Origin of the sequence: Sodalis sp. RH15 (genome assembly GCF_047324255.1) — a bacterium.
Classification (GTDB): Bacteria; Pseudomonadota; Gammaproteobacteria; order Enterobacterales; family Enterobacteriaceae; genus Acerihabitans; species Acerihabitans ligni.
In genome coordinates this window covers 4,287,515-4,306,072 of sequence record NZ_CP178738.1, presented here as the reverse complement: position 1 = coordinate 4,306,072, position 18,558 = coordinate 4,287,515, and the positions used below count along the sequence as shown (strand labels likewise).

17 protein-coding genes are annotated in these 18,558 nt (G+C 58.5%); 14 read left to right on the top strand and 3 right to left on the bottom strand.

Going from position 1 to position 18,558, the window contains the following annotated elements; translation table 11 throughout:
- Nucleotides 1–9: 9 nt before the first annotated feature.
- The 3 genes from mlaA to sixA all read left to right on the top strand — a co-directional run bounded on the left by mlaA (nucleotide 10) and on the right by sixA (nucleotide 2,895).
- On the top strand, nucleotides 10–768 hold the full coding sequence (mlaA, locus tag ACL2XO_RS19520) for a phospholipid-binding lipoprotein MlaA (protein ID WP_413726979.1): 759 nt from the start codon (nucleotides 10–12) through the stop codon (nucleotides 766–768).
- Nucleotides 769–923: 155 nt separating this feature from the next.
- The gene (locus ACL2XO_RS19515) at nucleotides 924–1,220 is read left to right on the top strand and encodes a YfcZ/YiiS family protein (protein ID WP_132927151.1); all 297 of its coding nucleotides are present in this window, start codon (nucleotides 924–926) and stop codon (nucleotides 1,218–1,220) included.
- A 1,192-nt stretch (nucleotides 1,221–2,412) separates the two neighbouring features.
- Entirely contained in the window at nucleotides 2,413–2,895 is a 483-nt protein-coding gene (gene sixA / locus ACL2XO_RS19510; RefSeq protein ID WP_132927153.1) for a phosphohistidine phosphatase SixA, read from the top strand.
- Nucleotides 2,896–2,922: 27 nt separating this feature from the next.
- Here the strand turns inward: sixA and smrB are convergent, their stop codons facing one another.
- Complete coding sequence (gene smrB, locus ACL2XO_RS19505; RefSeq protein ID WP_203523790.1) at nucleotides 2,923–3,453, bottom strand: endonuclease SmrB; 531 nt, start codon at nucleotides 3,451–3,453, stop codon at nucleotides 2,923–2,925.
- Nucleotides 3,454–3,633: 180 nt separating this feature from the next.
- On the opposite strand from smrB, the gene prmB reads away from it, so the two are divergent.
- The 7 genes from prmB to ACL2XO_RS19470 all read left to right on the top strand — a co-directional run bounded on the left by prmB (nucleotide 3,634) and on the right by ACL2XO_RS19470 (nucleotide 10,721).
- On the top strand, nucleotides 3,634–4,566 hold the full coding sequence (gene prmB / locus ACL2XO_RS19500) for a 50S ribosomal protein L3 N(5)-glutamine methyltransferase (RefSeq protein ID WP_413725135.1): 933 nt from the start codon (nucleotides 3,634–3,636) through the stop codon (nucleotides 4,564–4,566).
- An 83-nt stretch (nucleotides 4,567–4,649) separates the two neighbouring features.
- Entirely contained in the window at nucleotides 4,650–5,735 is a 1,086-nt protein-coding gene (gene aroC / locus ACL2XO_RS19495) for a chorismate synthase (RefSeq protein ID WP_413741325.1), read from the top strand.
- Between the two features lie 5 nt (nucleotides 5,736–5,740).
- Nucleotides 5,741–6,568: a penicillin-insensitive murein endopeptidase gene (gene mepA / locus ACL2XO_RS19490; protein WP_413741324.1), complete on the top strand. Its 828-nt coding sequence runs from the start codon at nucleotides 5,741–5,743 to the stop codon at nucleotides 6,566–6,568.
- 95 nt (nucleotides 6,569–6,663) lie between these two features.
- Entirely contained in the window at nucleotides 6,664–7,464 is an 801-nt protein-coding gene (locus ACL2XO_RS19485; protein WP_132927161.1) for a sulfite exporter TauE/SafE family protein, read from the top strand.
- A 14-nt stretch (nucleotides 7,465–7,478) separates the two neighbouring features.
- Nucleotides 7,479–8,054 (top strand): elongation factor P hydroxylase, encoded by a 576-nt coding sequence (locus ACL2XO_RS19480; protein ID WP_413725133.1) that lies wholly within the window; start codon nucleotides 7,479–7,481, stop codon nucleotides 8,052–8,054.
- A 10-nt stretch (nucleotides 8,055–8,064) separates the two neighbouring features.
- Nucleotides 8,065–8,340, top strand: a complete 276-nt coding sequence (locus ACL2XO_RS19475; RefSeq protein WP_132927165.1) for a YfcL family protein — start codon at nucleotides 8,065–8,067, stop codon at nucleotides 8,338–8,340.
- A 317-nt stretch (nucleotides 8,341–8,657) separates the two neighbouring features.
- Nucleotides 8,658–10,721 carry a TonB-dependent copper receptor gene (locus tag ACL2XO_RS19470; protein ID WP_413741323.1) on the top strand — a complete coding sequence of 688 codons (2,064 nt, stop codon included), beginning with the start codon at nucleotides 8,658–8,660 and terminating at the stop codon, nucleotides 10,719–10,721.
- Nucleotides 10,722–10,737: 16 nt separating this feature from the next.
- Here ACL2XO_RS19470 and mnmC read toward each other — a convergent pair whose 3' ends face one another.
- On the bottom strand, nucleotides 10,738–12,756 hold the full coding sequence (gene mnmC, locus ACL2XO_RS19465) for a bifunctional tRNA (5-methylaminomethyl-2-thiouridine)(34)-methyltransferase MnmD/FAD-dependent 5-carboxymethylaminomethyl-2-thiouridine(34) oxidoreductase MnmC (protein ID WP_413741322.1): 2,019 nt from the start codon (nucleotides 12,754–12,756) through the stop codon (nucleotides 10,738–10,740).
- 155 nt (nucleotides 12,757–12,911) lie between these two features.
- Here mnmC and fabB point away from each other — a divergent pair, with 155 nt between their 5' ends.
- Nucleotides 12,912–14,123 (top strand): beta-ketoacyl-ACP synthase I, encoded by a 1,212-nt coding sequence (gene fabB / locus ACL2XO_RS19460; RefSeq protein ID WP_132927171.1) that lies wholly within the window; start codon nucleotides 12,912–12,914, stop codon nucleotides 14,121–14,123.
- Nucleotides 14,124–14,222: 99 nt separating this feature from the next.
- Here fabB and flk read toward each other — a convergent pair whose 3' ends face one another.
- Nucleotides 14,223–15,257: a flagella biosynthesis regulator Flk gene (flk, locus tag ACL2XO_RS19455; RefSeq protein ID WP_413741321.1), complete on the bottom strand. Its 1,035-nt coding sequence runs from the start codon at nucleotides 15,255–15,257 to the stop codon at nucleotides 14,223–14,225.
- A 303-nt stretch (nucleotides 15,258–15,560) separates the two neighbouring features.
- Between flk and pdxB the strand changes: the two genes are divergently transcribed.
- From pdxB to truA, 3 genes are read left to right on the top strand one after another with little or no spacing between them, the layout of a single operon-like run.
- Nucleotides 15,561–16,694 carry a 4-phosphoerythronate dehydrogenase PdxB gene (pdxB, locus tag ACL2XO_RS19450; protein ID WP_413741320.1) on the top strand — a complete coding sequence of 378 codons (1,134 nt, stop codon included), beginning with the start codon at nucleotides 15,561–15,563 and terminating at the stop codon, nucleotides 16,692–16,694.
- A 17-nt stretch (nucleotides 16,695–16,711) separates the two neighbouring features.
- Nucleotides 16,712–17,722, top strand: coding sequence for an aspartate-semialdehyde dehydrogenase (locus tag ACL2XO_RS19445; RefSeq protein WP_413741319.1), 1,011 nt, complete (start codon nucleotides 16,712–16,714; stop codon nucleotides 17,720–17,722).
- Entirely contained in the window at nucleotides 17,722–18,543 is an 822-nt protein-coding gene (gene truA, locus ACL2XO_RS19440) for a tRNA pseudouridine(38-40) synthase TruA (protein WP_132927179.1), read from the top strand. The genes ACL2XO_RS19445 and truA overlap by 1 nt, the downstream gene beginning before the upstream one ends.
- Nucleotides 18,544–18,558: the final 15 nt, after the last annotated feature.

The window sequence follows — 18,558 nt, the reverse complement described above, 5'->3', positions numbered from 1 at the left end:
AGTCGAATGATGAATTACCGCCTGTCAGGCGTGGCGCTGGCCACTATATTGATTCTGGGGTGCGCCAGTAAAACCGATCAGTCGGCTCAGAAACGATCTGATCCGTTGGAAGGGTTCAACCGGACAATGTTCAATTTCAACTACAATGTCCTTGATCCTTATGTGGTGCGTCCGGCGGCGGTGGCATGGCGCGATTATGTGCCGATGCCGGCCCGTAACGGACTGAGCAATTTTCTGAGCAACCTTGAAGAACCGGCGTCCATGGTAAACTACTTCGCCGTAGGCAAGCCGTACGAAGCCATGATTCATTTTAACCGCTTCTTCCTGAACACCCTGCTGGGCATGGGCGGGCTGATTGATGTGGCCTCCATGGCGAATCCCAAGCTGGCCAAGGAGCAGCCCAGGCGCTTTGGCACGACGCTTGGCACCTACGGCGTAGGATACGGTCCGTATGTGGTGCTGCCCGCTTACGGCAGCTTTACGCCTCGGGAAGATATCGGCGGCCTGGCGGATAATTTCTATCCGGCCCTGAGTTATCTTACCTGGTGGATGAGCATCGGCAAATTTGTCTTCCAGGGCATCGAAACCCGCGCTGAATTGCTGGATTCGGACAGTCTGCTGCGTAACTCCGCCGACCCGTACGCCCTGGTGCGCGCGGCTTATTTCCAGCGGCACGATTTCCTGGCCAGCGGCGGCCGTCTGGTGCCGCAGGAAAACCCGAACGCGAAGGCGATACAAGGCGATCTGAAGAGTATCGATGCGCCGTAGCGGATAAGGTCCGGCCTCCGCCCTTAATGCATAGGCGATAAGCCAGGGGCGGTGGGTTTATCCCTGTTATCATCTTGCCGGGAAGCGTATAATCAAGCACAGATACTTTGTAAGGTTATTATTGTCAGACAGGTTTATCCTGTGGAGAAAAAACGATGGCTCATTCAATTAATAAATGCAGCGCTGAAGAAACGGCCGCCTGCTGTTGTGTCGATGTCGGCACCATTATCGACAACGAAGATCGCAAGGCATCTTTCAGCCAGGTCTATGCGGACCGCCACCAGGCTGAAGCCATGCTGGCAAAACTGACGGAAAAAGCCCGCGCGGTGGAATCCGATCCTTGCCAGATAACCAGTCGCATTGAGCCTGCTGAAGGCGGTGTGGCGTTAACGGCCGATTTTAACTTCAGCTGTGAGGCTGAGAGCCTGATATTCCAGCTCGGGTTGCGCTAATTTACTGATATCGCGGTCCTCAAACGGACCGCGATTATCGGATTTACCTCATTATTTTTTCAGCTTTAATGTTATATCTGCAATATCAAGTCCCGTGAGTTTCGTAAGTTTGCTTACCGATCACTAAAATCCCATGCCCGCTATTTCACTCACTTGAAATTCTATAGAGTGTCTGGCGAACAGCGCTTGCAAAATTATTGAAGTTTTACCGTGCGGATAAAATGGTTGAATTCCTAATAAAGATAATTAAGTTGTTATTCGAAATAGCGGGCCTGGTATGCCGTGATGTAATACGTCCGGCGCCGTCGAATGATAAACCCGAAAAAAAGCGACGGGGCGGCAGAAGTACCGGAAAAGTACCGGAGAAGTACCGGCCGGTGGGAAGCGAAACGGTAAAAACGCCCGGGCCAGCCACAATGGATCGAGAATGATGCAGGTTATCGACGGCATGCTATATTTTGAATTATGCCTTAACGGCAATTGGAGGGATGAAATAGCAATAGAAGCCTGCGGGTATAATATGCGCCTGGCCTGGTCCGATAAAGCCCCGAATCGTTAGTCATGAATGTCATTTATTGCAAGTTGACGTTATTGACAAAATGGTGTCGGCGATAAAAACTTGACTGATACAGGTCAGATTATTGCGTCAAGTTAAATAGCAATACAATAAAAATACGTACCGGCGCCGGGCGGGCAGGCATCTTTGCCGGCGCTTTGACGGCTGTGCTCGTTTGTCCGCAGATTGTTTTTTTATGAATATTAAATATCGCCATGCAGCCGAAACCTCTTCCCCGTCGGAGCCGGTTTGATCCGCGGCCGGGTTGCGATGGGCCGAAAGGGCGCCCAGGGGGCGTCGGCAGGTGTCAATTGCAAAACTGTTACTTAACGCGCACCTTTGTCTGAAAGCGTTGTCTTATGCTAATAGCCATTACACTCAGTAGACGTTTTTGTTATGACATTTTGTTTTCGGGAGGGGCATCTGTGTTCGATGTGTTGACTACCTAGTGGGTATTGATGTAAAAAGCAGCGTTTTATTACGTGATTTCGAGCTCTCAATGCCCGGTCGCTTCGGGGGGACGGTTAGCTATGCGTATTTCAGGTTGTCATAGAATCTAGATTTAGCGACAGCATGGCTTAATACGGTAAAACCTGTTTCCCCATGGCGTTTTTTGTCAAACAACAACGGTGCACTATGCAAGTTTTGATTATGCGGCACGGCGACGCTGCGTTAGAAGCCGCCAGTGATGCTGAAAGACCTTTAACTGTTCGTGGCCGTGATGAATCACGCCTGATGGCGAGTTGGTTGAGTAGCAAGATTATTGATACCGATCGTGTTTTGGTCAGCCCTTATTTGCGCGCCCGGCAAACGCTGGATGTCGTGCGTGAGGAACTGGTGCTGCCAGACGGTGAAGAGACCCTGCCGGAGCTGACGCCGGGCGGCGATGTGGCCATGATTTGCTGTTATTTGCAGGCGCTGGCCAACGAAGGACTGGGCACCGTGCTGGTGATTTCTCATTTGCCGCTGGTGGGTTACCTGGTGGCCGATCTGTGTCCCACGGAGCAGGCGCCGATGTTTGCCACCTCGGCGGTGGCCTGCGTGGAGTTGGATCCGGCGGACGGCAATGGGGTATTGAACTGGCAAATCAGCCCGGCGCAATTGCTGGCGAAGGTCTGACCCCGGTTGTAGCCTACCGGGTCAGCGCTATTCGTCCAGCTCTATCAGCACCAGCAGCGCGGCATCGCCGCCAAACATTTTAGGCGCCTGATGAAAACCGAGCACGTCCGGATGCTGCGCCAGCCACAGCGGCGTTTGCTGCTTGAGGATATGTTTGCCGTGGCCATGCATAACGCAGGCGCAGTGTACGTGTTCTCGCCGGCAGGCGGCCAGCAGGGCGCCCAGTTCTTCCTTGGCTTCGGCCTGGGTCATGCCGTGCAGGTCGAGAAATAATTCAGGTATGTAATCACCCCGCCGTAATTTTTTCACTTCATAGGGGCTGACGTCAGGACGCATATAGCGGGCCGGACCTTCGCTCTCCAGCAGCGGCTGGAACTCATCGGAAAAATAAAAGCTGGCGTCCACCTGTTCATGCAGCAATCGCCGGGCGGGGAGATGATTGGTATTCAGCCGAGGCTTTGGCGGTTTAACGGTATCCTGCCGCAAGGGTTTGGTACCGGTTATGGACTCGCGAAACAGATGGCGTTCCTCTTCGGCCAGTTGATATCTTTTTTTCATTCCCCACTCTGCAATTGCTATTTTTAGCAAGTCTACCCTCTCTTTTCCCTTAACGGCGAAAATTTCCGGCAAAAAAGTGCGGTGCGACCCGTCCAGGGACGGTTGTGCCTGCTGCTTTGTGAGGCGCTTCATGGCAAACTAACCGGCAGATAAGATGACATCGCCCTTGCGGAGAGCAAATTGGATAAAATTTTTGTGGATGAAGCGGCGGCCGAGCTGCATACGATACAGGATCTGCTGCGCTGGACGGTCAGCCGGTTTAACGCCGCGCAGATTTTTTACGGTCACGGCACCGATAATTCCTGGGACGAGGCGATACTGTTGGTCCTGCCGAGCCTGTTCTTGCCGCTGGATTTTCCGGAGGAAATGTACCACTCCCGGCTGACCTCCAGTGAGCGTTACCGTATTGTGGAGCGGGTGGTCAAGCGGGTTAACGAGCGTATCCCGGTACCTTATCTGACCAATAAAGCCTGGTTTTGCGGATTGGAGTTTTATGTGGATGAGCGGGTGCTGATTCCCCGTTCCCCCATCGGCGAACTGATAGACAATCGATTCCAGGCGTTGCTCCCCAAACCGCCGACGCATATTCTTGACATGTGCACCGGCAGCGGCTGTATCGCCATCGCCTGCGCATTTGCTTTTCCGGAAGCGGAGGTGGATGCGGTTGATATTTCCGGCGATGTGCTGTCGGTGGCCGAAATGAATATCCAATCCTATGGCCTGGATCAGCGGGTCACGCCCATTCGTTCCGATCTGTTCCGTGAGCTGCCGGCGTTACAGTACGATCTGATCGTCACCAATCCTCCTTATGTGGATGAAGAGGACATGAGCGACCTGCCGCAGGAGTTCCGGGCGGAACCGGTGTTAGGCCTGGCGGCGGGCAGCGACGGTCTGAAGCTGGTGCGCCGTATTCTCTCCGCCGCGCCGAATTACCTGAGCGAAGACGGTGTGCTGATTTGCGAAGTGGGCAACAGCATGGTCCATCTTTTGGAGCAGTATCCGGACATTCCTTTCACCTGGCTGACATTCAACAACGGCGGCGACGGCGTCTTTATGCTGACCCGGGCGCAGCTGGCGGCCTGCAGCGAAACCTTTGCACTGTATAAGGACTGATAGGTATCGGTATTTATTGACAGATTACTGATAAACGTGCAGCTCAGGTTGATTACTTATTCTGGTTAAACAAAGGAGTCCCGATGGCAGGGAACAGTATTGGCGAATTATTTCGCGTCATGACCTTTGGCGAATCCCACGGGGCGGCGCTGGGCTGCGTGGTGGACGGCGTTCCGCCCGGCATCCCGTTGACGGAAGCGGATTTGCAGCACGATCTCGACCGGCGGCGGCCCGGCACCTCACGCTATACCACGGCGCGGCGCGAGCCGGACCAGGTGCGGATCCTCTCCGGGGTGTTCGAAGGGGTCACCACCGGCACCAGTATCGGATTGCTGATTGAAAACACCGATCAGCGTTCCCAGGATTACAGCGCCATCAAAGATCTGTTTCGCCCAGGCCATGCGGATTACAGCTACGAAATGAAATACGGCCTGCGGGATTACCGCGGCGGCGGCCGCTCTTCGGCGCGTGAAACCGCTATGCGGGTGGCGGCGGGGGCGATTGCGAAAAAATACCTGGCGCAAAAACACGGCATCCTGGTGCGGGGATATCTGGCGCAAATCGGCGATATCCGCTGTGAGCTGAAAGATTGGCAACAGGTGGAGCAAAATCCGTTTTTTTGTCCCGATCCCGATAAGCTGGATGCGCTGGATACACTCATGCGCAACCTGAAAAAAGACGGCGATTCCATCGGCGCCAAGGTAACGGTAATGGCCGAGCGGGTGCCGGCCGGCCTGGGTGAGCCGGTATTCGATCGTCTGGATGCCGATCTGGCCCATGCCCTGATGAGCATCAATGCGGTAAAAGGGGTGGAAATCGGCGACGGTTTCGCCGTGGTCACCAAGCGCGGCAGCGAAAACCGCGATGAAATCACGCCGACGGGTTTTGTCAGTAACCATGCGGGCGGGGTGCTGGGTGGAATCAGCAGCGGGCAAACCATCATTGCCCATATCGCGATGAAACCCACCTCCAGTATCATGGTGCCCGGCCGTACCATCAACCGCCAGGGCGAACAGGTGGAAATGGTGACCCGCGGGCGCCACGATCCCTGCGTCGGCATCCGTGCGGTGCCCATCGCCGAAGCCATGCTGGCCATCGTGCTGATGGATCATCTCTTACGGCAGCGCGCGCAAAACGGCGATGTCGTCCCAACCCTGCCCCGGTGGTAAATGAAATGCGACAATGGATAGTCGGGTTATTGGCCGCGCTGGCTTTCAATGCGTTGGCCGTTCCCACTCCCTGGCAAAAAATAACCCAACCGGTGGCCGGCAGTCCGCAGGCCATCGGCGCTTTCGCCAACGGCTGTATTGTCGGCGCCCGGCCGTTGCAGCTGGAGGCGTCGAACTATCAGGTGCTGCGCCCGGATCAGCGTCGTTACTTCGGCCATCCCGATCTGCTGCTGTTTATCGTGCGGTTAAGCAACCAGGTCCGGAATCTGGGGCTGGGGGAGGTACTGGTGGGGGACATGGCGATGCCGGCCGGCGGCCGCTTCAGCAGCGGCCATGCCAGCCATCAGTCAGGGCTGGATGCGGATATCTGGCTGCAGACGCCGCGTCAGCGCTGGACGGCGCAGGAATTGCTAAAACCGCAGCCGCTGGATTTGGTGGCGGCCAACGGACGGGACGTCAATCCGCGCCTGTGGCAGCCGCAAACCATGATGCTGATTAAGCTGGCGGCCCAGGACAGCGATGTGACGCGTATTTTTGTCAATCCGGCCATTAAAAAGCAGCTGTGCCGTGTCGCCGGGCCGGATCGCGCCTGGCTGAACAAGGTGCGGCCGTGGTTCGGCCACCGTGCCCACATGCATGTGCGCCTGCGCTGTCCTGCCGATAGCCGGAAGTGCCAGGATCAGGCTCCGCCGCCGGCGGGCGACGGTTGCGGCGCCGAACTGGAAAGCTGGTTCCTGCCGCCCAAACCCGGCAAGCCGCCGGTGAAAAAGGCGCCGCCGCCGCTACCGCCGTCGTGTCAGGCACTGCTGGATAACCACTTGGTAGCGGAATAATTTACTGCCGACGGCGCGCCGGCGCCGTGCCGTTTTCAGACGGCCGGCGGTATCGCCGGCCGCTGCCGGCTTGGAAAAAGAGTCACGGAAAAAACATGGATTGGTTAGCGGTTTCACCCCCGGTATTGATATTGCTGTTCGGCGTGGCGGTCTTCGCGGGGTTTATTGATTCCATTGCCGGCGGCGGCGGATTAATCACACTGCCGGCGCTGCTGGCAGTGGGACTGTCGCCGGCGCAAACGCTGGGCACCAATAAAATTCAATCGGTAGGCGGCTCTTTCTCCGCCAGCCTCTATTTTATTCGTCAACGGGCGGTGGATCTGGGCGGGCAAAAACTGACCATCGCCATGACGTTCCTCGGCTCCATGACCGGCGCTATCCTGATTCAGCACCTGCAGGCCGGATTGCTGCGCCAGATCCTTCCGCTGCTGGTCATCGGCATCGGCCTCTATTTTCTGCTGATGCCGCGTATCGGCGAGGAGGATCGGCAGCGTCGCTTGTCCGCCTGGCCGTTCGCCCTCGTGGCCGGTTGCGGGGTAGGCTTTTACGACGGTTTTTTCGGCCCTGGCGCCGGTTCGTTTTATGCCCTGGCCTATGTGACCCTGAGTGGTTTTAATCTGGCCAAAGCCACCGCCCATGCCAAGGTATTGAACTTCACCTCCAACCTGGGCGGCCTGATACTGTTTATGCTTGCGGGTAAAGTGGTGTGGAGCGTAGGATTTGTCATGCTGGCCGGCCAGATTTTCGGGGCCCGGCTGGGCGCCCGCATGGTTTTGACCAAAGGGCAAAAATTGATTCGCCCGATGATTGTGGCAGTATCATTTTTAATGAGCCTGAAGCTCCTTTATGACAGCCATGGCGCCGACATCATGCTGTGGCTGGCTTCCCATTGGTAAAATATAACGAGATCATGCAAACCGAAACCCATCATTTCCAGCAGCTGATTGAGATATTCAATCGATGTTTCGCCGACAGCCTCAATACCCGCCTGGTCAAGGGCGATGAGGAGCCGATTTACCTGCCTGCCGATAATCTGATTCCCTATCACCGCATTGTGTTCGCCCATGGCTATTATGCCAGCGCGCTGCATGAAATCTCCCATTGGTGCATTGCCGGGGCGTCCCGCCGTCTGCAGGTGGATTTCGGCTATTGGTATTGTCCCGACGGACGGGACGCGCCGACCCAGCAGCGGTTCGAGCAGGTGGAAATCAGGCCGCAGGCGCTGGAGTGGCTGTTTTGTGTCGCGGCGGACTTTCCCTTCAATGTCAGCTGCGATAATCTCAGTGGCGACTGTGAACCGGATCGCATCGCTTTCCAGGGCCGGGTGCACCATCAGGTCATGGACTATCTGTCCCGCGGTATCCCGCAGCGGGCAGGGCGTTTTATCGGGGCATTGCAGTCGTATTACCAGACCCGGCCGCTGACGCCGGCGCTGTTTCGCCATCCCGCCGATCCCGCGGCGTTTTCGGCGCAGAATAATCAATAGAGGACATTTGATGATCGCAGATTTTGAAGCGCGTATCCTGGCGATAATTGACGATATGGTGGAGCACGCCAGCGATGACGAGTTGTTTGCCGGCGGCTACCTGCGCGGCCATCTGACGCTTGCGGTCGCTGAAGCCGAAGAGAACAATGAGCATACCCTGGAGGCCCTGCATGAGCGCGTACAGGGCGGTATCAACAAAGCCATCGGCAACGGTGAACTGTCGCCGCCGGATCAGGCATTGGTGCTGGGTATGTGGCACAAGCTGTATGAGCGCGCAAAAATCTGAACATTGCGCTTACCAAAGGTAAACGAAACTGAAGTTTTTAGCCCGCCGGCGCCGTTAATCACGTAAAATTCACACCCTGTGGTTAGCGCTTTCTTGCCGGCCGGTTTCATCTTTCCCGATCCCTTGTCCCGCGATTCGCCTTAACACGCCTGACCACGGCTGTGGTCAGGTTATCCAGGCGGCTCTCCCGCTGATTAAAACGGCCGGAACGGAGTTTCCGCCTGGCGAACCGGCTTCTTTCCCCGGCATTGCCATTATCTCTTCGGCCTGTCTCCACCGACCGTTGGTCAAAGGACGTTTACAAATAAGGAAAGTTGATGTTTATCAAATTCTCTCTCCCTAAAAACCTGCCCGGATATCGCGGTTTTGTCCGTCTGGTGCCCATTTTCACCCTGGCGGCGCTCAATGGCGCCGCCGCACAGCCCGTCTTGCCGGAAGAGCGCGACGATCCGCGGCGGAAAAACGGGGATGCGGAGGTCATGACGGTTACCGCTCCGCGGGGTTCTCCCCTGACGGTGGTTACCTCGCCCAGAACGCCGCGCCAGCCGGTTCCCGCCAGCGATGGCGCTGACTACCTTAAAACCATTCCGGGATTTTCCCAGGTCCGCAACGGCGGGACCAACGGCGATCCGGTCTTTCGCGGCATGTTCGGCTCGCGCTTGAAGATACTTGCCTCCGGAGCGGAAGTCCTCGGCGCCTGTCCCGGCCGCATGGATGCGCCTACCGCCTATATCTCGCCGGAAAGCTTTGACCTCTTGACCCTGGTAAAAGGACCGCAAACGGTGTTGTGGGGTCCCGGCGCTTCGGCGGGCGTCGTGCGGTTCGAACGGACCCGTCCCCGTTTTGATCAAGGCATGGCCGGCGCCGATGCCGGCCTGCTGGCAGGATCCAACCGGCGCCTCGATAAAAATATCGATGCTCGCCTGGGGAGCGATCGGGGCTATTTGCAGTTGATCGGCACGCAGTCGCGGGCCGGGGATTATAGGGACGGTGCGTATCGGCGTGTTCCGTCCCGCTGGAATAAATGGAGCGGGGACGCGGTATTGGGTTGGACGCCGGACGCCGACACGCTGGTGGAGTTCAGCGGCGGCAAGGGCGACGGCGAGGCCAGCTATGCCGGCCGTGGCATGGACGGTTCGCAGTTCAGGCATGAGCGCCTCGGCGCCCGTTTCGAGAAACAGGATATCGGCCGGATATTGGACAAACTGGACGCGCAGATTTACTACGGCTATGCCAACCATGTGATGGACAATACCACCCTGCGTACCCCAGCCAAACCATTGGCTTGCTGCTGCAAATCAATGCGGCATGCCGTGAGCGCCGCCAAACGCAAAAACCTGGATCGGCGCACCGTCGGCGGGCGCGTCGTCACCGACTGGCTATGGCAGGACCTCAAGCTGCAATCGGGCGTGGATATGCAAGCCGATAGCCACCGCGGCAAAACCGACCGGACCTGGTTCAAAGACGCGCAATTTGCGCATTACGGCGCATTTGGCGAACTGACCTGGTTTGCCGGCGAGACGAGCCGCTATGTCGGCGGGGCGCGTATCGATCGGCATCGGGGGAAAAAATACGGTTTTGAAAACCAGCAATCCCGATCTGCCGCCACCCCCGCCGGTTTTGTCCGTTACGAACACCGGCCGGCGGCGCTGCCGTTCATGTTTTATGCCGGATTGGGCTATATCGAGCGCTTTCCGGACTATTGGGAGCTGTTTTCTCCCTCTGCCGGGCCCGGCGGCGGCGCCCCTTTCACTAACTTGAAAAGTGAAAAGACCAGCCAGATTGATATCGGCGCCCACTACAGCGGAGCAAAATACAATGGATGGATCTCGGCTTACCTGGGGCGGGTCAACGACTTCATCCTTATCAAATACGATACGCAAAACGCCAACCGCAGCCAGGCCGATAATACCGATGCGGTCATTATGGGCGGGGAAGTGGGGCTGGAATATCCGTTAACCGAACGGTGGAAAGCCGATGCCGCGCTGGCCTACTCATGGGGCAAAAATAGCCGTGACGGCCGGCCGTTGCCGCAGATGCCGCCCCTGGAGGCGCGGGTGGGCCTGGTATATGAAAGAGAGCAATGGAGCGCCGCCGGGTTATGGCGCGTTGTCAGCGCCCAGCGTAGGGTGGCCTTGAATGAAGGCAACGTGGTGGGGAAGGACTTTGATGCCGGTGCCGGTTTCGGCGTACTGTCGGCCAACGTCGCGTTCAAGCTGACCGAACAGGTGAAGATAAGCAGCGGCATCGATAATATCTTTAATAAACGCTATAGCGAGCACTTGAACCTGGCGGGCAACAGCGGTTTCGGTTATTCCGCCAACGAGCCGGTGAATGAACCGGGCCGAACGGTATGGGCGAAACTGAACCTCTCTTTTTGATCCTCACGGCGTTGGCTCAAAGCTCACGCCCTTTCAACAGCTTTTTTACCCAGAAGCGGTTGGGGCTTAGTGCCGCCGACAGCTCCCGGCTAATGGGGAGCGGCTCGCCGAAGATTTGCGCCGCCAGGATTTCCGCCGCCAGCGGCGCTGAGCACAGTCCCCGCGAGCCCAGGGCACCCAGCATAAAGAGATTCGCGTGGTGGGGGGCAAGTTCGATGGCGCCACCGCTCTCCAGCAATTGGGGAAGGTGCCGGTAATGGGCCAGCGTAGCGGCATAATCGGGCACATTGCCCACCATGGGCATATGGTCCCGCGCGGTGCTGCGCACGCCGCAGCGCGCCTGGTCATGATGGATATCCACACTGCCGGTCCATGCCTGATGCGGCAGGCAGGCGGTAAGCCGGTCCAGATTCTGCCGCTGCTCGGCGGGGCTGAAATCGGTGCTTTCATCATGCCACACCGCGCTGGCGCCCAGGCTGTGGGTCTGGTAGCCGGGGCTGGCGGGCGTCAGGTAGCCGTCATAGCAGAGCACCTGTTTCAGGGCGTTCAGCGCCGGTACGGCGGGAATATGGCTCACCTGCCCGCGCACGCTGGTGAGGGGCAGGGCGCTGGTGAACGGCCACTGCAGCAAATGATGGCCGTTGGCCAGCACCACCACGGCATGATTGGCCAAGACGCCGTGGGAGAACCGCAATTGCCAGCCGGTGGCGGTGGGCTCCAAACGTTCTGCACGGTGCCCGTAATGGATACTCATGCCGTATTGCCGGCCCCTTTCCACTATACCGGCTATCAGCTGCGCCGGATTGAGCCAGCCCCCCTGGGGATAGGTGATGCCGCCGGTACCGGTAGCCAGTCCGGTCAGCTGCTCCATCTCCCCGTTCTCCACGCCGCGCACCAGGGTTTCGGGCAAACCCAGCGCCAGGATGTCGCGCAGCTTGCGGGCGCTGCGCGAATCATAGGCCAATTGCGTTACGCCGCACCATTGATGTTCAAACGAAATGCCCTGGCGCGCGAATTCCCGGTAGCAGCGACTGGCGAAGGGGAACGCGGCGGCGAAAAATTGCGTCAGCGCCTCGTCCTCAATATTGAGCAAGGGATACAACGCGCCCTGGCGGTTGCCGGAGGCGCCCATAGCCAGGGCGTCGTCGGCGCAATAGAGGGTAACCCTTGCTCCGCGCCGCTGCAATGCCGCTGCGCATAACGCGCCGGCAATACCGCCGCCGACTATCGCCACTTCCTGCGGCTCGGCCGGACTGTGCCGGTGATACCAGGGCGTGCCGTTGATCCGGGGGGCGACGGTAGAAAGCTGTCCGGACAGCATTTCCCGTTTTTGACCGAAACCCGTCAGCTTGTCGACCTTGAATCCCGCCGCCTGCAATCCCCGCCGGACGAACCCGGCGGCGGTAAACGTGGCAAAAGTTCCCTGCGGCCCGGCCAGGCGTGCCATGGCCTGAAAAAGCCTATCGCTCCACATGGCGGGATTTTTCGCCGGAGCAAAGCCATCAAGGAACCAGGCGTCCGCCTGGCCGTTCAGGCTGTCGTCCAGTCCCGGCAGTACTTCGTTCACCTCGCCGAACCACAGGTCCAGCGTCACCGCGCCGCCGTCCAGGATCAACCGGTGACAGCCGGCGATGGCCGGCGGCCATGATTCACGCAATGGGGATGCGTAATCGGCCAATTCCGGCCAGCGTTCGTGGGCCAGCGCCAGATCGGCGACCCGCAGAGGGAATTGCTCAACGCTGACGTAATGCAGCCGCCGCAGGATTGCGTCAGGATTGTCCCGGCGGAACCGATGGAATGCCTGCCATAGGGCCAGAAAATTCAGACCGGTGCCGAAACCGGTCTCCGCCACGGTAAAAGACGCCCGGCGATGCCCGGTAAAACGCGCTGGCAGGCCGTTGCCCCGCAGAAAAACATAGCGGGTTTCTTCCAGCCCGTCCTGATTGGAAAAGTAAACGTCATCAAATTGTCGGGATACAGGTGTACCCTGTTCGTTCCAATTAAGCACCGCATGGCCGATAGGGGCGGGATTCAAGGCGATAGCCTCATTTATCAAGGAGTGAAGCGATTCTAACCATGTGTGCTTCGGGGCGCAAATTTTGCAAACTTCGTCTGATCGGACTTGTTCAGCGTACAACTGTAAGCTAAAGTGCCACACAGAATCTCATATATAAATACAAGAGGTATTAAATGAAACGTGCAGTGATTACCGGCCTGGGAATTTTATCGAGTATCGGGAACGACCAGAAAGAAGTTCTGTCCTCCCTGCAACAAGGCCGCTCCGGAATCACTTTCTCTCAGGAATTGAAGGATTCGGGCATGCGCAGCCATGTCTGGGGCAATATCAAACTCGATACTACCGGGCTCATCGATCGGAAAATTGCACGCTTTATGAGTGATGCTTCAATTTATGCTTATCTCTCCATGGAACAGGCAATCCAGGACTCCGGACTGAGTCCCGAAGACGTTTCCAACGACCGCACCGGCCTTATCGTGGGTTCCGGCGGCGGTTCGCCGCGTAATCAGGTGGCCGGTTCGGACGGTATGCGCGCTCGCGGCCTGCGCGGCGTCGGCCCCTATATGGTTACCAAAGCCATGGGTTCCGGCGTGTCCGCCTGTCTGGCGACGCCGTTTAAAATCCGCGGCGTCAACTACTCCATCAGTTCCGCCTGCTCCACGTCTGCTCATTGCATCGGCAATGCGGTGGAAATGATCCAGTTGGATAAGCAGGATGTGGTTTTTGCCGGCGGCGGTGAAGAGCTGTGCTGGGAAATGGCCTGTGAATTCGACGCCATGGGCGCGCTGTCCACCCGCTATAATGAAACCCCCGCCAGAGCCTCGCGCACCTATGACGTCAATCGCGACGGTTTCGTCATCGCCGGCGGCGGCGGCATTGTAGTGGTGGAAGAGCTGGAGCATGCGCTGGCCCGCGGTGCGCATATCTATGCCGAAGTGATCGGCTACGGCGCCAATTCCGACGGTGCCGATATGGTGGCGCCGTCCGGGGAAGGGGCGATTCGCTGTATGAAAATGGCGCTGAAAAATGTCGATACGCCCATTGACTACCTGAATGTCCACGGTACATCTACCCCGGTAGGGGATGTGAAAGAGCTGTGGGCCATTCGCGAAACCTTCGGCAGCAAGCAGCCGGCGTTTTCATCCACCAAAGCCATGACCGGTCATTCGCTGGGGGCGGCGGGGGTGCATGAAACCATTTTTACCCTGCTGATGCTGGAGCATAATTTTATTGCGCCGAGCATTAATATCGAGGAGCTTGATCCCCAGGCGGAAGGCATGAATCTTATCACCGAGCCCACCGAACGCCGATTGACCACCGTGATGACCAACAGCTTTGGTTTTGGCGGCACTAACGCCACATTGGTGATGCGTAAATATCAATAAACCGGTCGGCTTTCCTCCACCGGCATCAAACCTAAACCACCTGGATACCGTCACCGGTCGAAGGTGGTTTTTTGTTATGGCAGGAACAATCGCCCGGCGCTAAATCAGCAGCCAAATCAGCACTAATACCGCCAGCAGCGCCAGCACCACCGCCCAGCGGCTTTTGGCGATACCCACGGTGTGTTCCCTCGGTTCGGTGGCGATCAGGGGATTCATGGCCGGTTGCAACAGGCGACCGTCGGCGGTTTGGTGTTGGCTTTGGGTACGCGACAGGCGGTAGATAAACAGGAACTGCATCACCGCGCTGACCTGGGCGGGCGTCAGCACGCTTTGCGCGGTGGCGTTGAAATGCTGCAGGCAGTAGGCTTCAATCGCCTGCTGCTCATCGCTGCTGGTGGGCTGTTTCAGGGTGGCCTGTACCGTTGCCAGGGTGGGGGAGGCTTGTTGTGACAGTGTCACATGGCCCTGGACAAACTGCATCAGCAGGGGAAAATGGCGAGCCGGAATGGGATCGCCGGCCTTCAACCCCATCATGGTCATCAGGCTCTGCCAGGTATCCGTCGGCGATTCGCCGGTTACCGCCGCCAGCCGGATGACTTGCTGATTCAAAGCACTGTGCTCGGCGGGCAGCAGGGTCCGGTCCGAGATGGCGGCCTGCTGCGGTTTGGGAATGTCCAGCCGGCCCTGTTGCAACAGTTCCACTACCTGCTGCATCTGTTCGGGATCCAGCTGGCTCAGGACGGTATGGCCGAACTCCCGCCGGATATAATCGCTCACCGCCTGGCGGTTGTTGCCCTGTGGCAGCAGGTCGGTTAACTGTTGCATCAACTGCCGCCCGGCATGGGTCTGCTGCGCCTGATCGAGACGCCCTTGCAGCAATTGTTCCGCGGGCAGGAATTGACCTGAGGTCAGTTCCCCCTCGCCGGGTATATTCAGCTGATGGCGCAGAGCGGCCCAGATTTCGGGCGACTTGCTGCTGCTCAGCGCCATGATTTTGACTATCAGCCGTTCAAGCGCGGTGCGTTGCGCGGTGCTGAGCGGGCTGTCAGCGTCCCGCACAACAGACGGAGCGCCCATCCGACCCTGTGGCTGTTCCCCCGGTACCGGGTTGCCGGGACCTTGTACAGGTTGCATATGACTCATCCTTTCGTAGAGAGGGTTGCTGCCATTCAACCCGGTCATATCGGCGGGCGTCTGAAAATAGTGCGGCGAATAATAACAAGTCGCACAATTATAGGGTAGCAGCAAGCGTCAGGAAGGCATTTTCTGCTGTTAATGGGTGCGGCGTCGAAAAAAAAACCGCTTCATGCAGCGTTCTCGGTAACAGGTTGTGCTGAAATTTTGCATGTTAGCATTGGGTTTCCATGGCTTTCAGTGGCAGAATATTCTCCTTTTTTATATTCAATGACAGCCTGTTCATGGCTGACGGAGCCCGATGTGGAAATCCTGGTGGACGAAAACATGCCTTACGCCCAAGAGCTGTTCAGCCGGTTAGGGGAGGTGCGGCCGGTTGCCGGGCGTCACATCACCGCCGAGGAGCTGCGGGAGGCCGACGCGCTGATGGTGCGCTCCGTTACGCCGGTGAACGCCGGCCTGCTGCAGGGCAGCGGGGTGAAATTTGTCGGCACCGCCACCGCGGGCACCGATCATGTGGACGAGGAGTGGCTTACCGGCGCCGGTATCGGCTTTTCCGCGGCGCCGGGCTGTAACGCGGTGGCGGTGGTTGAGTACGTTTTTTCCTCGCTGCTGTGGCTGGCGGAGCGGGACGGATTTGCCCTGAAGGATAAAACCATCGGCATTATCGGGGCGGGCAATGTCGGCGGCCGGTTGAACCGTCGTTTAATGTCACTGGGCGTACGTACCCTGGTGTGCGACCCGCCCCTGGCCGCCAGCGGCGGCGCCGGTCCGTTTTACCCGCTGGAAAAACTGGTGGCGCAAGCGGATGTGCTGACCTTCCACACGCCGCTGAACCGTTCCGGGCCCTATCAGACCTGGCATCAGGTGGACGATGAGCTGCTGGCGGCCCTGCCGGACGGACGGATCCTGGTTAATGCCTGCCGCGGCGGGGTGGTGGATAATGCCGCCCTGCTGGCCGCCCTGGAACGGGGCAAGAAGCTGAGCGTTATCCTGGATGTCTGGGAACCGGAGCCGGCGCTGTCTCTGCCGCTGCTTGGCCGGGTGGATATCGGCACGCCCCATATCGCCGGCTACTCTCTGGAAGGCAAAGCGCGCGGCACCACCCAGGTTTACGAGGCTTACAGCCAATTTCTCGGCACGCCGATGCATGCCCCGCTGGAGCGGCTGCTGCCGGCTCCGGCGGTTGAACGGGTGCGGATACACGGGCCCGTGGACGAAGGGATGCTAAGGCGGCTGGCGCATCTGGTGTATGATGTGCGCCGCGATGACGCGCCGCTGCGGCGCCAAGCGGCCGTGCCGGGAGAATTCGATCGGCTGCGCCGGCAGTATCAGGAGCGCCGCGAGTGGTCGTCGCTGCGGGTGGAAAGCGATGACCCCGTCAGTATCGGTCTGTTACGGGATCTCGGTTTTAACGCCGTCCCCGCGGATTCTTAACCTTTCTGGAGAACATCATGTCTGACGGCTGGAATATCGCCCTACTGGGTGCGACGGGCGCAGTGGGTACTGCGTTGCTGGAATTATTGCAGGAACGGCAGTTTCCGGTAGGGGAACTCTATTTATTGTCCAGTGAGCGAAGCGCCGGCGAGACGCTGCGTTATGACGGCAAAAGCTATTTGGTGGGAGATGCCGCGCAGTTCGACTGGTCGCAGGCGCAGCTGGCGTTTTTTATCGCCGGCAGCGCCGCCAGCGCAAGCTATGCCGATCAGGCCGCGGCGGCGGGCTGCCTGGTTATCGACAGCAGCGGCCTGTATGCCCTCGAGCCGGATGTGCCGCTGGTGGTGCCCGGCGTGAACGACCAGGTGCTGGCGGACTATCGCAACCGCAACCTGGTGGCGGTGGCGGACAGTTTGACCAGTCAGCTGTTGCTGGCCATCAAGCCCTTGACCGAACAGGCCGGGTTAGCGCGTCTGAATGTGGTAAACCTGCTGTCGGTGTCCGGGCAGGGCAAATCGGCGGTGGACGCCCTGGCAGGGCAGAGCGCGCGTTTACTGAACGGGCTGCCCACCGAACCGGGATTTTTCAGCCGGCAGCTGGCCTTTAATCTGCTGCCGCTGTTGCCGGATGAAGAGGGCAGCGTGCAAACCGAGCGTCGCCTGGTGGACGAGGTCCGCAAGATATGGCTGGACGAAGGGCTGCCCATTTCAGTGGGTACGGTCCAGGCCCCGGTGTTTTACGGCCACGCGCAAATCGTGCATATGGAAACCCAGCGTCCCATGGGGGCGGGGGAGGCTCGCGATTTGCTGGACAGCGGTGAACATCTGAGCGTCAGCGAAGAGCAGGATTACCCTACCCAGGTGGAGGATGCGTCCGGACAGGTGCAACTGAGCATCGGCTGTTTGCGCAACGATTACGGCATGCCGGATTTGCTGCAATTCTGGTCGGTGGCGGATAATGTCCGCTTCGGCGGCGCGCTGATGGCGTTGCTCACCGCGGAGTTTCTGGTAACGGAGTATTTGAATTAATGTCGCAGGCGGTATCGGGATTCGCCTCGGCGCCGATGAAAATCGCGCTGGGCATTGAGTACGACGGCAGCCGTTTTTACGGCTGGCAACGGCAGCAGGAGGTGGTCAGCATCCAGGCTTGCCTGGAACAGGCCTTGTCCAAGGTGGCGGACGAACCGGTGACGGTGTTTTGCGCCGGTCGCACCGATGCCGGCGTGCACGCCACCGGCCAGGTGGTGCATTTTGAAACCCGCGCCCGTCGCGAGGATGCCGCCTGGACCCTGGGAGTGAACGCCAATTTGCCGGCGGACGTGGCGGTGCGCTGGGTGTCCGGCGTGGCGGCGGAATTTCACGCGCGTTTTAGCGCCACGGCCCGCCGTTATCGCTATATTATTTATAATCATCCTTATCGCCCGGCCATATTGTCCCGCGGCGTGACGCATTTTTATCATCAGCTGGATGAACATAAAATGGAACGGGCCGGGCGCTGCCTGCTGGGAGAGCATGATTTCACGTCGTTTCGCGCCATGCAGTGCCAATCCCGCACCCCGTGGCGCAATGTTAAACATTTAACGGTCACCCGTCAGGGCGCTTATGTGGTGGTGGATATTAAAGCGAATGCTTTCGTGCATCATATGGTTCGTAATATTGTAGGCAGCCTAATGGAAGTGGGGTGCGGGCGCCAGGGGGAGGGCTGGATTGAAGAGCTGCTGGCGGCCCGCGACAGAACCCTGGCGGCGGCCACCGCCAAAGCGGAAGGCTTATATTTGGTGGCGGTGGATTATCCGGCGAGCTTTGCTTTGCCCGTGCCGGCCTTGGGACCGTTGTTTTTGGCGGAATAACATTTTATTGATACC

Bases quoted from the DNA above. Each gene is read 5' to 3' on its own strand.
- mlaA (WP_413726979.1), top strand. From the start codon at position 10: ATGAATTACCGCCTGTCAGGCGTGGCGCTGGCCACTATATTGATTCTG.
- ACL2XO_RS19515 (WP_132927151.1), top strand. From the start codon at position 924: ATGGCTCATTCAATTAATAAATGCAGCGCTGAAGAAACGGCCGCCTGC.
- sixA (WP_132927153.1), top strand. From the start codon at position 2,413: ATGCAAGTTTTGATTATGCGGCACGGCGACGCTGCGTTAGAAGCCGCC.
- smrB (WP_203523790.1), bottom strand. From the start codon at position 3,453: ATGAAAAAAAGATATCAACTGGCCGAAGAGGAACGCCATCTGTTTCGC.
- aroC (WP_413741325.1), top strand. From the start codon at position 4,650: ATGGCAGGGAACAGTATTGGCGAATTATTTCGCGTCATGACCTTTGGC.
- mepA (WP_413741324.1), top strand. From the start codon at position 5,741: ATGCGACAATGGATAGTCGGGTTATTGGCCGCGCTGGCTTTCAATGCG.
- ACL2XO_RS19485 (WP_132927161.1), top strand. From the start codon at position 6,664: ATGGATTGGTTAGCGGTTTCACCCCCGGTATTGATATTGCTGTTCGGC.
- ACL2XO_RS19480 (WP_413725133.1), top strand. From the start codon at position 7,479: ATGCAAACCGAAACCCATCATTTCCAGCAGCTGATTGAGATATTCAAT.
- ACL2XO_RS19475 (WP_132927165.1), top strand. From the start codon at position 8,065: ATGATCGCAGATTTTGAAGCGCGTATCCTGGCGATAATTGACGATATG.
- ACL2XO_RS19470 (WP_413741323.1), top strand. From the start codon at position 8,658: ATGTTTATCAAATTCTCTCTCCCTAAAAACCTGCCCGGATATCGCGGT.
- fabB (WP_132927171.1), top strand. From the start codon at position 12,912: ATGAAACGTGCAGTGATTACCGGCCTGGGAATTTTATCGAGTATCGGG.
- flk (WP_413741321.1), bottom strand. From the start codon at position 15,257: ATGCAACCTGTACAAGGTCCCGGCAACCCGGTACCGGGGGAACAGCCA.
- ACL2XO_RS19445 (WP_413741319.1), top strand. From the start codon at position 16,712: ATGTCTGACGGCTGGAATATCGCCCTACTGGGTGCGACGGGCGCAGTG.
- truA (WP_132927179.1), top strand. From the start codon at position 17,722: ATGTCGCAGGCGGTATCGGGATTCGCCTCGGCGCCGATGAAAATCGCG.